This window comes from Agromyces sp. CCNWLW213 (assembly GCF_037199545.1).
Classification (GTDB): domain Bacteria; phylum Actinomycetota; class Actinomycetes; order Actinomycetales; family Microbacteriaceae; genus Agromyces.
The window spans coordinates 1-11914 of the sequence record NZ_JBBBDX010000006.1 but is presented as its reverse complement, the minus strand read 5'-3'; the positions used below and the strand labels follow the sequence as shown (position 1 = coordinate 11914).

General features: G+C 74.2%; 13 protein-coding genes. 9 read left to right on the top strand and 4 right to left on the bottom strand.

All coding sequences use genetic code 11. The features are described 5' to 3' along the window. The first annotated feature begins 63 nt into the window (after positions 1-63). From WBQ80_RS12195 to WBQ80_RS12175, 5 genes are all read left to right on the top strand, one after another. Entirely contained in the window at positions 64-798 is a 735-nt protein-coding gene (locus WBQ80_RS12195; protein ID WP_336570806.1) for a hypothetical protein, read from the top strand. 119 nt (positions 799-917) lie between these two features. Further along, positions 918-1643, top strand: a complete 726-nt coding sequence (locus WBQ80_RS12190; protein ID WP_336570805.1) for a hypothetical protein — start codon at positions 918-920, stop codon at positions 1641-1643. Positions 1644-1723: 80 nt separating this feature from the next. Continuing rightward, on the top strand, positions 1724-2554 hold the full coding sequence (locus WBQ80_RS12185) for a hypothetical protein (protein ID WP_336570804.1): 831 nt from the start codon (positions 1724-1726) through the stop codon (positions 2552-2554). A gap of 83 nt (positions 2555-2637) precedes the next feature. Further along, the gene (locus WBQ80_RS12180; RefSeq protein ID WP_336570803.1) at positions 2638-3369 is read left to right on the top strand and encodes a hypothetical protein; all 732 of its coding nucleotides are present in this window, start codon (positions 2638-2640) and stop codon (positions 3367-3369) included. A 117-nt stretch (positions 3370-3486) separates the two neighbouring features. After that, complete coding sequence (locus WBQ80_RS12175; RefSeq protein ID WP_336570801.1) at positions 3487-4170, top strand: hypothetical protein; 684 nt, start codon at positions 3487-3489, stop codon at positions 4168-4170. A gap of 25 nt (positions 4171-4195) precedes the next feature. Here WBQ80_RS12175 and WBQ80_RS12170 read toward each other — a convergent pair whose 3' ends face one another. The 3 genes from WBQ80_RS12170 to WBQ80_RS12160 form a co-directional block, all read right to left on the bottom strand. Then, positions 4196-5026 carry an LLM class F420-dependent oxidoreductase gene (locus WBQ80_RS12170; RefSeq protein ID WP_336570800.1) on the bottom strand — a complete coding sequence of 277 codons (831 nt, stop codon included), beginning with the start codon at positions 5024-5026 and terminating at the stop codon, positions 4196-4198. Positions 5027-5137: 111 nt separating this feature from the next. Continuing rightward, the gene (locus tag WBQ80_RS12165) at positions 5138-6595 is read right to left on the bottom strand and encodes an APC family permease (protein WP_336570798.1); all 1458 of its coding nucleotides are present in this window, start codon (positions 6593-6595) and stop codon (positions 5138-5140) included. Between the two features lie 15 nt (positions 6596-6610). Further along, complete coding sequence (locus WBQ80_RS12160) at positions 6611-8314, bottom strand: amidohydrolase (RefSeq protein ID WP_336570796.1); 1704 nt, start codon at positions 8312-8314, stop codon at positions 6611-6613. 126 nt (positions 8315-8440) lie between these two features. Here WBQ80_RS12160 and WBQ80_RS12155 point away from each other — a divergent pair, with 126 nt between their 5' ends. The 3 genes from WBQ80_RS12155 to WBQ80_RS12145 all read left to right on the top strand — a co-directional run bounded on the left by WBQ80_RS12155 (position 8441) and on the right by WBQ80_RS12145 (position 9970). After that, complete coding sequence (locus WBQ80_RS12155; RefSeq protein ID WP_336570795.1) at positions 8441-9085, top strand: TetR/AcrR family transcriptional regulator C-terminal domain-containing protein; 645 nt, start codon at positions 8441-8443, stop codon at positions 9083-9085. A 77-nt stretch (positions 9086-9162) separates the two neighbouring features. Continuing rightward, positions 9163-9600 carry an Lrp/AsnC family transcriptional regulator gene (locus WBQ80_RS12150; protein WP_336570794.1) on the top strand — a complete coding sequence of 146 codons (438 nt, stop codon included), beginning with the start codon at positions 9163-9165 and terminating at the stop codon, positions 9598-9600. 7 nt (positions 9601-9607) lie between these two features. Further along, a complete protein-coding gene (locus tag WBQ80_RS12145) occupies positions 9608-9970 on the top strand; it encodes a GntR family transcriptional regulator (protein ID WP_336570793.1) in 363 nt (120 codons plus the stop codon). 64 nt (positions 9971-10034) lie between these two features. Here the strand turns inward: WBQ80_RS12145 and WBQ80_RS12140 are convergent, their stop codons facing one another. Beyond that, positions 10035-11243, bottom strand: a complete 1209-nt coding sequence (locus WBQ80_RS12140) for a RimK family alpha-L-glutamate ligase (RefSeq protein ID WP_336570792.1) — start codon at positions 11241-11243, stop codon at positions 10035-10037. 27 nt (positions 11244-11270) lie between these two features. Between WBQ80_RS12140 and WBQ80_RS12135 the strand changes: the two genes are divergently transcribed. After that, positions 11271-11750: an ATP-dependent zinc protease family protein gene (locus tag WBQ80_RS12135; protein WP_336570791.1), complete on the top strand. Its 480-nt coding sequence runs from the start codon at positions 11271-11273 to the stop codon at positions 11748-11750. Positions 11751-11914: the final 164 nt, after the last annotated feature.

The following is an 11914-nucleotide window of genomic DNA, read 5'->3' as shown; positions in this document are numbered from 1 at the left end:
GATTCCCAAGGACGCGTCGCATCCTGATCGGGGCGGCCGGGGCGGCCCGACGACGGAGCGGGGATGGCCGACCACCGGGACGAGCTCGACGAGCAGACGGCGCGACTGCAGCGGGTCGCGTACGGCGCCGATGCATCGGACGACGAACGCGCCGCGGCACTCGGAGCGCTCGCGTCGCTGGCAGGGGGGACGGCCGGGCCCGCGGCGCGAGCCCCCGGCGGCGGTCCGGTGCCCGCGCCGGGAGCCTCCGCCGGGGCGACGGCCGGGGCGACCCCATCCGGGGATGCGGCGCCGACGACCGCCGGTCCCGGCGCGTGGGAGCGGCGGCGGGCCGTGCGCCTCGCGGTGGCCTCGGCCGCCACGGCACTGCTCGTCGGCGGCGCCGCGGGATGGGCGCTGGGAATCGCGGCGGGCCCGTCGACGGCGGCCGGCGACGACACCCCGGTCGAGCGCACCCAGGCCTGGCAGGTCTTCGACCGCCGCGCCGGCGACGGCGACCTCGTGCGCCATCCGCCGCCCGAGGAGGACGTCGAGCTGGACGACTCGAGCCGCCGCCTGCTGCTCACGCGATCGGACGGCGTGCGCCTCGTCGCGGCGCGCACCGCCGACCGGACGGACGCGTGCCTCATCCTCGTGCTGCCGGTCGGCCGGCCCGGGATCGCCTGCACCGAGTCGGGGCGGTTCCCCGCCGACGGTCTCCGCGCGGAGGTGTCCGCGCGCGCGATCGGCGAGTACCTCGCGGTCTGGCACGCGGACGGGCGCGTCACGGTCAACGCCGCGGCGGTGCCCTCGGGCTGAGCCGTGCGACCGCGGGCGACGCCGCGCCGCGACGGCCGGGGGCCTTGTCGGTCGGTCGTCGCGGCGTGATGCTGGAGGGAGCCGGACGCTCGACGCCCGGCGGACCGACGGAGGTCTCCATGCCCGACGACGAGCGGATCGCGCGACTGCGGCGGCTCGCCTACGGCGCGGCCGTCCCGCGGGCGGACCGCACCGCGGCGGAGGCCGAGCTCGCCGCCCTGCGCGGCCCGGCGACCGGTGCCGTGCCGGCCGATGGCGAGGACACGGCCGTGGGCGCACCCGGGCAGGCTGACGCCGCGCGGGACGCCGGCCCGATCGATGCCCGGGGCGTGGGGCGGTCGCGGGCCGCGAGTGGGCTGGCGGCGGCCGCGGCCGGCGCCCTGCTCGCGGGCGTCGGACTCGGCTGGGCGGCCGCGGGGCTCGCCTCGCCCGGAGCCGGCGCCGGGGCCGGGGCTCCATCGTCCGCGGGCGCGGTCGCGCCGACGTCCTCGGTGCCCGCCATCCCGTTCGAGGACGCTGCGGCGATGGCGGTGTTCGACCGGGAGCAGGTCGCGGCGGATCGCACGCCGATCACCGACGGACGCATCTGGGTCGACCGCGCGACGCAGCGGCGACTCCTCACCCTCCCCGACGGCGCGACGGTCACCGCGGTGCGGACCGTCAACGGCGCCGACGTGTGCCTGCTGATCGAGCATCCCCGTCGGGGCGGCGGGTCGACGTGCCTGCAGGATCCGCGGTTCCCCGCCGCCGGCATCACCCTGGACGTCGCGCTCGACGGGGTCGGCTACGAGCTCGCATGGATGCCCTCCGGCGAGATCGCCGTCCGCCGCGCCCCCGCCCGCTGAGGATCGCTCCTTGCCGCCGCGCGGCTCGCTGGGGCAGGCTGAGCGCAGCCCGGCCCAACGCCGGCCGACGAGGAGACCGGATGCCGAACGCCGAGCGCATCGCCGGACTGCAGCGCCTGGCGTACGGCGCGGGGTCGACCGACGCCGAGCGCCGCGCGGCGGTCGACGAACTGGAGGCGATCCTCCACGGCCGGGCGCACTCGGACGACGGCGGCACCCCCGGGTCACCGGCGGTTCCCTCCGTCGAACCTGCCGACGCCCCCGAGTGGCACGACGTCGTGTTCGGTCCCGCGGAGGACGGCGGCGACGGGGACGCCGACGACGACACCGCCGACGGAGTCGGGTCGGACGACGCGACCGCATCCGGCGCGATCGTGCGATGGGCGGTGACGGTCGGCGCGATCGCCCTCACGATCGGCTTCGGCGCCGGCTGGGCCGGCGCCTCGATCGCCGCCGCCGAGCTCATCTCCGCCTCGGAGGCCCCCGGCGACGGCCCCGGCGATCGACAGGTCGTCCTCCCGCTGACGGTCGAGGCGCCCGAGCGCGACCGGCCCGTCGAGGAGACGCGGGCCGCCGAGATGTTCGCACGCGAGCCGACCGAGGCCGACCTCGCGGTGGATCCGCAGTTCTTCGGCACCGAGATCGAACCCGACAGCCGGCGCCTGCTGAGCACGCGCTCCGACGGCGTCTCCGTCTGGGCGGCGCGGTCGGCGGGGGGCGAGCTCTGCCTCCTCCTGCGAGTCGACGAGTCGTTCGGTGCCAGCACGTGCACGGTCGGCGGCATGTTCCCGTCCGGCGGACTGGGAGTGGACGCGTACGTGGGCGGGAACGACTACCACGGCGCATCGCTCGACCAGTACGGCGACCTCCGGATCCGCGCCGAGGGGGTCTCCGGGGGGCCGCGGACCTGACCCGTCCACGGTCCCACCCGATTCCCAAGGTCGGGTCGCATGCTGGTACGCACCGGCCCGGCCGCCGGACGACGGAGTACGCGATGGCCCACCACGACGACGAGCGAGACGAGCGGATGGCGCGCCTGCAGCGCCTCGCGTACGGCGCCGGCGCCTCCGAGGAGGAGCGCACCGCGGCCGCGGCCGAACTCGCGGCGCTGCAGGAGTCCTCCACGGCCGACCGCGAAGGGCCGGGCGTCCTCTCGGCACCCGCGGACCGGCCGGAGCCGGGCGTCGCGGCGATCGAGCCGATGGCGCCGCAGCCCGGTGCGCCGCCCGTGCCGGCGGTCCGCTCGGGCGAGCGCTCCCGCGTCGGCGCGGTGCTCGCCGCCGCCACGGCGGCACTGGTCGCCGGAGGCGTGGTCGGCTGGGCCCTCGGCAGCACGACCGAGCCGTCCGAGGGCGCGGACGTCGGCATCCCCGTCGCGGAGACCGCGGCGTGGGAGGTATTCGACCGTCCGGTGACCGAGGGCGATTTCGTGCGGTATCCGGCGCCGCTCGTCGACATCGACGCCGACGACACGACGCGGCGCCTGCTGCTCACGCGTTCGGACGGGGTCCAGCTCGTCGCGGTGCGCACCTCGGACGGCGAGGACGCGTGCCTGGTCCTCGCCGTGCCCGTCGGCCGCCCCGCGACCGCCTGCACCGAGGACGGGCTCTTCCCGGGCGATGGGCTGATGACGGAGATCTCCGTGCAGGGCGTCGGCGTCTACCTCGCGGGCTGGGATCCCGACGGCAGCGCCCGGATCAACACCGCCGCGGCGCCCACGGACTGACCGTCCTCGGCCGCGGGTCGCGCGTGCCCTCCGGCCGCGGGTCGTCACACCCGATTCCCAAGGTCGCGTCGCATGCTTCTCGGTGTCGGCACCACCCGGTAGGACGACGGAGTTCCCATGCCCGGCCACGACGACCTCGACGAGCGGATCGCGCGCCTCCAGCGCGCGGCGTACGGTGCGGGCGTGCCCGACGACGAACGCCGCGCGGCCGCCGCGGAGCTCGCCGGCCTGCGTCCGGAGGCGGACGACCGGGTGCGGTCCGGGGATCCGGCTCCTCCCGCCGACTCACCGGAGGACGGCGACGACGGAGCGAGCGCCGAAGAGCGCGGCGGCCCGGCGTCGCGCGCCGGCCTGGTCGTGACGACCGTGATCGCGCTGCTCGCCGGGCTCGCGGCGGGATGGACCCTCGACGCCGTCGTCTCGCGGGGCGACGGGATCCGCGCCCTCCGGGCATCCGAGACGGAGGCCTGGCGCGTCTTCGACTCCCCCGCGCCGAGAGGCGATCGGGTCCGGTACCCGGCGCCGCCCGTCGGCGTGGACCTCGATCGGGACAGCCGGCGTCTGCTCGCCGCGCGTTCGGACGGCGTCCGCCTCATCGCCGTCCGCAGCGAGGACGGCCGGGACGCGTGCCTCGTCCTCGTGATGCCGTCGGGCCCGTCGGCGGCAGCGTGCACCGTCGACGGCCGCTTCCCGGGTGAGGGACTCGAGGTCGAGACCGACCATCCGGACACCGGCGCCTTCAGCGCGACCTGGGATGCGACGGGACGGGTCTCGCTGGGGCCGGCGGGGACCGGCGACTGACGCCGGCCCCGCGCCGTGCGCCCGGCTAGGCGGCGGTCGTCGCGGCGCCCGCCTCCGCGTTCTTGCGGTCGCGCCAGGCCAGCCAGTGCCGCACGGGCGTGTCGTCGTAGTCGGGCCCGGAGAGGCCGATGGTGAAGAGCCGCACGCCGGCGGCGTAGAGCGCTTCGGCGTGCTCGTCGTCGACGCCTCGGCGGTCGAGCTCGTTCGAGACGACGATCTGCGACACGTCCCTGCCGACCCGGTCGCCCCAGCGCTTCAGCACGTCGAGCTTGTGCGCGATCTCGGAGGGACGCACGAACGAGTGCCAGATGTCGGCGTGCTCGGCGACCAGGCGCAGCGTCTTCTGCTCGCCCTTGCCGCCGATCATGATCGGGATGTCGCGCGTCGGAGCCGGGTTGAGCTTCGCCCAGCGCGCCTTCACGCGCGGCAGCGCCCCGGCGAGGTCGTCGAGCCGCGAGCCGACGGTGCCGAACTCGTAGCCGTACTCGTCGTAGTCGCGCTCGAACCAGCCCGACCCGGTGCCGAAGATGAACCGGCCGGTGCCGCCGTCCTTCGCGCTGAGGTGGTCGAGCGTGCGGGCCATGTCGGCCTGGAGGTCGGCGTTGCGGTACGAGTTGCAGTTCACGAGCGTGCCGAACTCGACGCGTTCGGTCTGCTCCGCCCACGCCCCGAGCATGGTCCAGGCCTCGAAGTGCAGGCCGTCCCGGTCGCCCGAGAGCGGGAAGAAGTGGTCCCAGTTGAAGACCACGTCGACGCCGAGGTCCTCCATGCGGAGCACGGCGTCGCGGATCTGCGGGTACGTGGCGTGCTGCGGCTGCAGCTGGACGCCGAGTCGTGCGGGTGCGTCAGGGGTCATCCTCCGACCCTAGGCGCATCGGCGAGCGGTTTCCGCGCTGTCAGCCCAGGGCGAACGGATGCCGCGGCGCGGGCGACCGCTCGCGCGCCGCGGCATCCCGGGCGAGCGCGGCTACCCCTGCACGCGCTCGCCCGACGGCGCCGTCGGTGCGGTCGCCGGGTCGTGCGAGGACGCACCGCCGTCGTCAGCGGACGCCTCCTCGCGCAGGTCGAGCATCGGGACGGGACGGCGGAACCCGCGCGTCACGACGCCGAGCAGCACGAGGCCGAGCGCGAGCCAGATGAGCCCGACGACGAAGGTGCGCCCCGAGAGGCTCGTCCACAGCCACACCGTGAGGCCGAAGCCGACGAGCGGCAGCACGAGGTTGTTGACGACGGCCCAGCCGCTCCGCTCGCGACGGTCGATGAAGTAGTGCTTGAGGACGGTGAGGTTCACGACCGAGAACGCGATGAGCGCGCCGAAGCTGATCATCTCGACGAGCAGCCCGAGGTCGATCACGACCGCGAACAGCGAGATCGCCGACACGACCAGGATCGCGACCACCGGGGTGCGGAAGCGCTCCGAGAGTCGACCGAACACCGCGCGCGGCAGCACCCGGTCGCGGCCCATCGCGTAGAGGATGCGCGCGACGGACGCCTGCGAGGTCAGTGCCGAGCCCGTCGCGCCGGCGATGTACGCGGCCGTGAAGAAGATCGCGAGGAACTGCCCGCCCGCCGCGCCCATCACGTCGAGTGCAGCGGAGTCGACGTCGGTGAACGCGTTCGACGGGAACGCGAGCTGCGACAGGTACGACAGCCCGATGAAGATGACGCCCGCGGCGATGGTCGTGATCATGATCGCCCGCGGCACGGAGCGGGTCGGGTCCTTCGCCTCCTCGGAGAGGGTCGAGACCGCGTCGAAGCCGAGGAACGACAGGCACAGCACCGCGGCGCCCGCGAACAGGACGCCCGTGCCCTCGACCGAGCCGTCGCCCGCGAACGGCGCGAGCGGGTCGACCCGGCCGGTGCCGCCGAACGAGACGATGCTCAGCACGATGAACGCGACGATGAAGAGCGCCTGCACGGCGATGATGACGAAGTTCGCACGCGCGACCGAGAGGATCCCGACCACGTTCAGCACGGTCACGAGTGCGATCGCGGCGATGATGAACACCCACTGCGGCACCGCGGGGAACGCCGCGTTCAGGTAGATGCCGATCACGAGGTAGTTGATCATCGGCAGGAACAGGTAGTCGAGCATGAGCGACCAGCCGGCGAGGAACCCGACCCCGGGGCCGAAGGTGCGCTGCGCGTAGACGTACGCCGATCCCGCGTAGGGGTACGCGGCGGCCATGCGAGCGTACGATCGCGCCGTGAAGAACATGGCCACGAGCGTGATCGCGTACGCGAGCGGAACCCGCCCGCCCGTCAGCTGCGTGACGATGCCGTAGGTCGTGAAGACCGTGAGCGGCACCATGTAGACGAGGCCGAACAGCACGAGCGAGGGCACGCCGAGCACGCGGCGCAGGTGCGTTCCCTTGGCGGCGGCTGCCGCGTCGCGGTGCGGTCGGGCATCGATGGTCTGGGACATCGGGGGTGGGTCCTTTCAGGGGCGGAGCGCGACGCTGCGCTCGGGATCTGCGGAGGTGTCCGGGGCGGTCGCGGTTCGGGCCGCGTCGTCCCGGGTGATGCAGGGCGCGCCGGCGAGGTAGGTCTCGCGCACCGCGACGGCGGGGAGGTCGTGCGGCTCGACGGTGCGCGGATCGCGCGCGAGCCAGACCAGGTCGGCGCTCGCGCCGGGCACGATCCGGCCCCACGGCGCCGAGGCCAGGTCGGCGAACGCCTGGTGGGCGACCGCCGAGGTGTAGGCGACGAGCGCGGCCTCCATCGGCATGATCTCGTGGGGCGTCCAGCCGCCGGCCGGCTCGCCGTCGATCGTGCGACGCGAGGCGGCGATCGCGAGCCCGTCGCGGGGATCACCCGACGACACGGGCCAGTCGGAGCCGAACGCGAGGGTCGCTCCCGTGCCGGCGAGCGAGCGCATCCGGTACTGCCGGTCGGCCCGGTCCTGCCCCAGGCGCGGCACGGTGAGCACCGTCATGAGCGCGTCGAGCTGCGCCCAGAGGGGCTGCATGTTCGCGATGACGCCGAGCTCGGCGAACCGGGCGAGGTCGGCGTCGTCCACGAGCTGCGCGTGGGCGATGACGGGGCGCCGGTCGCGGGGTCCGTTGACCTCGATCGCCTGCTCGATGGCGTCCAGGGCCTGACGCACCGCCGCGTCGCCGATGGCGTGGACGTGCACCTGGAAGCCCGCGGCATCCGCTGCCCGCACCGCCTCGGCGAGGCGCTCGGCGTCCCAGACCGACATCCCGTGCGAGTGCAGGCCGGAGCAGTAGGGCTCGAGGAGCGCGCCGGTCTCGTTCTCGACGACGCCGTCGGCGAAGAACTTGATCGTGTTCGCCGTGAGCCTCGGTGAACCCAGCGCCTCGACGCGGTCGCGCGCCATGGCCATCTCGGGCAGGTCGCGCGGGAACCGCCGGGGGTCGGCGTAGAGCGCGAGGTTGACGCGCAACGGCAGCGCTCCGGAGGTCGCGGCCTCGACGTAGACGTCGACGTCGGCCGGTTCGACCCAGGCGTCCTGCACCCACGTGACGCCCCGCTCGAGGTAGTGGCGCCCGGCGCGCTCGAGGGCGCGGACCCCGACCTCGATCGTGCGCCGGGGCATGACCGCGGTGACCAGGTCGACGGCCCCCCACTCGCGGAGGGTGCCGAGCGGCGAGCCGTCGTCGCGGCGCGGGATCTCGCCGAGCTCGGGCTCGGGCGTCGACGCGTCGATGCCCGCCAGTTCGAGCGCGCGGGAGTTGACCCACACCGTGTGGTAGTCCCACGCGCGCAGCATCACGGGCCGGTCGGAGACGGCGTCGTCGAGCCAGCGCGCGTCGAAGAGGCCCGCCTCGGCGAGGCTGCCGTCGTACGACGCCCCCGCGATCCACTCGAGCTCGGGGTGCGCCTCGGCGAACCGGCGCACCTCGTCGACGATCTCCTCGACGGAGCGGCAGGAGCGCACGTCGGGCCCCTCGGCCTCGAGGCCGCCGAACATGGGGTGGGCGTGCCCGTCGCCGAACGACGGCATGAGGAAGCCGCCTTCGAGGTCGACGGCCTTGAGCCCATGGCCGGCGGCGTCGGATGCCGCGGCCTCGGCCGCCGCGCCGACGGCCTGCACCACTCCGTCGCGCACGAGCACCGCCCGCTCGTCGCGGCCGTCGGCACCGGTCCACACCGTGCCGCCGTGGAAGAACGTCGTCGTCACCGCACCTCGTCTCGCCGGGGCGGGTGCCGGCTGCGGAGCGCGGCATCCGTTTACGAACACTGTTCGTGTTTGCGTGCGGTCACGTTACACTCCGGAGCACGGCGACGGAAGACCCCGGAGGGATTCGTGACACGGCTGAAACGCGAGCAGCTCATCAGCGCCGCCCTCGACCTGATCGACGAGGAGGGCGGCGAGGCGCTCACCATGCGATCCCTCGCCGCGCGGGTCGACCGGCAGGTCTCGTCGCTCTACAACCACGTCGGGAGTCGCGGCGAGCTCATCGAGCTCGTCCGGGCGCGCATCGTCGAGGGCATCGACGTCTCCGCGTTCGGCGTGCACCCGTGGGATGCCGCCCTCGACGCGTGGGCGCGCTCGTACCTGACCGCCTTCGCCGCCCACCCGAACGCGATCCCGCTGCTCGCGACGACGCCCATCCGCGACCGCTCCACGCTCGAGATGTACGAGACCGTCGTCGGCTCGCTGCTCGCCGGCGGGTGGTCGACCCGCGACGCCGTTGCCGTCATGCGCACGGTCGAGGCGCACGTGCTCGGGTCGGCGCTCGACATCGTCGCCCCCGGAGACCTCCTCACGCAGGCCTCGGTGCCCGCCGAGCTCGGTTCGCTGCGTTCGGCGCTCGACCCCGAGCACGCCGATGCCTCCGGCGCCGAGCGGGCCTTCCGCCTCGGGCTCGAGGCGCTCATGCACGGGCTCCGGGTCCGCCACGCCGCCGCCGGCGACCGACCGCCGGCCTCCGGCGAACGCTTGCCCTGATCACGAAACCGCAACGCCGCGCACGAAAGCCGCGTTCGCCCGTATCGTGGCGCAACGGACGGTCGTACACTCCCCCCATGGACAACCTCGACCGTGCCATCCTCGACCTGCTGCGGCAGAACGCCCGGGCGGGGTACGGCGACATCGGCTCCTCCGTCGGGCTGTCCGCGTCGGCGGTGAAGCGACGCGTCGACCGGCTCGTCGCCGACGGGGTCATCAAGGCGTTCACGATCCAGGTCGACCCGGCCGTCGACGGCATGAGCACGGAGGCCTACGTCGAGCTGTTCTGCCGCGGCACGGTCGCTCCCGACGAGCTGCAGCGGATCCTCCAGAACGTGCCCGAGGTGGTCTACGCGGGCACCGTGACCGGCAGCGCCGACGCGATCGTCCACATGCGCGCGCGCGACATCACGTCGCTCGAGGACGCCCTCGAGCGCGTGCGCGTCGCGCCCAACGTCGACCACACGCGCAGCGCGATCGTGCTGTCGCGGCTCATCAACCGCAACCGCGACTGAGGGCGTCATGCGGTTCGCGGTCGACGGCGACTCGAGCACCCCGCCCTACGAGCAGCTGCGCATGCAGGTGGTCGACGCCGTGCGAGCCGGCCGACTCGCCGCGGGCGCGAGGCTGCCGACGGTGCGGGCCCTCGCCGAGGAGCTCGGCCTCGCCGTGAACACCGTCGCGCGGGCGTACAAGGAGCTCGAGGCCGACGGCGTCGTCGAGGGCCGGGGGCGCGCCGGGACGTTCGTGCGTGCCACGGGCGATCCGGTCGATCAGGCGCTGCAGGCCGCGGCATCCGACTACGCCGCCGCAGTCGGCCGTCTGGGGGTCGCCGCGCCCGAAGCGCTCGCCGCCGCCGAGCGCGCGCTCCGCTCGCGCGCCTGAGCACGACTCCGTCGAGACGGCCGCGGGCGGCCATCTCGACCCGCACCCCCGACCCGCGCCGTGTCTAGCTCGCGGCGGCCTCGGCGGGCGCGGGGATCGGCTCCTTCGGGAGCCGGCGGACCTTCTGCCGGCGACGACGGCGCTCGGGGATCATCGACCGCATCTCCTCGAGCTTGCCGAAGCACAGCAGGCGGTCCTCGGCCTCGAGCACGACGCCCTTGCGCGGGTTCGGGATCACCGCGGTGCCGCGGTGCAGCGTGAGCACCGTGATGTCGCGGTCCCACAGCCCCGAGTCGCCGAGCGTCTTGCCGACCAGGTCGGCCGCGCCGTGCACCACGAGCTCGGCCACGCCGTACCCCGTCGAGACCGTGAGGCGCTGGCGCACGTCGATCTCGGGGAAGGCGACCTGGTTGGCGATGTAGTCGATGATGGCGCCCGCGACATCCAGGTTCGTCGCCGTCTCGATGCCCTGCAGGCCGGGCGACGAGTTCACCTCCATCACGAGCGGGCCCTCGTTGCCCTCGAGCATGTCGACGCCCGCGACCTTGAGGCCCATGATCTGCGCCGATCGCACGGCCGCCTGCTCGTACTCGGCCGAGAGCTCGACGGGCTCGACGGTGCCGCCGCGGTGCACGTTGGAGCGGAACTCGTCGCCGCTCGCCACGCGCCGCATGGCCGCGACGACGCGGTCGCCCACGACGAGGGCGCGGATGTCGCGGCCGCGGCTCTCCGAGATGAAGCTCTGGATCAGCACGTTCTGCTTCGTCGAGTGCAGCGTCTCGATGATCGCCTCGGCGACCTTCACCTCGGGGGCGAGGATGACGCCGATGCCCTGCGTGCCCTCGAGCAGCTTGATCACGACGGGTGCGCCGCCGACGCGCTCGATGGCCGGGCGGAGGTCGGCGCGGTTGCGCACGAAGGTCGTCGCCGGCATGCCGATGTTGTGCCGCGAGAGGATCTGGGTCGCGCGGAGCTTGTCGCGCGCGTTCGTGATGCCGTTCGCGGTGTTGGGCGTGTAGACGTCCATCTGCTCGAACTGCCGCACCACGGCCGTGCCGAAGTACGTGATCGAGTTGCCGATGCGCGGCAGGATCGCGTCGTAGTCCGACAGCGTGCGGCCGCGGTACTGCAGGTCGGGTTCGGCGCCGGACAGGTCGATGCCGAAGCGGAGCGTGTTCAGCACCTTGACGTCGTGACCGCGCTGCTGCGCTGCAGCACGGAGACGCTGGGTCGAGTAGGCGTGGGGCGCGCGCGACAGGATCGCGAGTTTCATGGGGAAGTCCCTGCGAAGATGGTTCGGATGACAGAGCCCACCCATTCAAGCACCATCGCCGGATGGCGCGAGTGGGTGCGCCTGCCCCAGGCCGAGGTCGAGTGGATCAAGGCGAAGCTCGACACGGGTGCGCGCTCGTCGGCGCTGCACGCGTTCGACGTCGAGGAGTTCACGCGCGACGACGTCGACCGCGTGCGCTTCGGCATCCACCCCTGGCAGGACACCGACCAGGACGCGACCACCGTCGAGCTGCCGGTCCACGATCGCCGGGTGGTCCGCAGCTCGACGGGGCACACGCAGGAGCGGCTCGTGGTGCTCATGGACCTCGTGCTGCTCGGCCGCGCGGTGACGGCGGAGGTGACGCTCACGAACCGCGACGAGATGGGCTTCCGCATGCTCATCGGGCGCGAGGCGCTCCGCAACGGATTCCTCGTCGATGCCGGCCGGTCGTTCGTGGGCGGCCGGGCGCCGCGCGCCATCCGCCGTCGCAACCGCGGTCGCGCCTGACGCGGCCCCCGCTGGTCGAGCAGGACGCGACGCCGCCCGAGCCCAGGGCTCACCGACGCGGGGGGGGGGGGGGGGGGGGGGGGGGGGGGGGGGGGGGAAGAGAGGGAGGGGGGGAGAAGAGAGGGGGGAGGGGGGGGGGGGGGGGGGGGGGGGGGGAGAAGAGA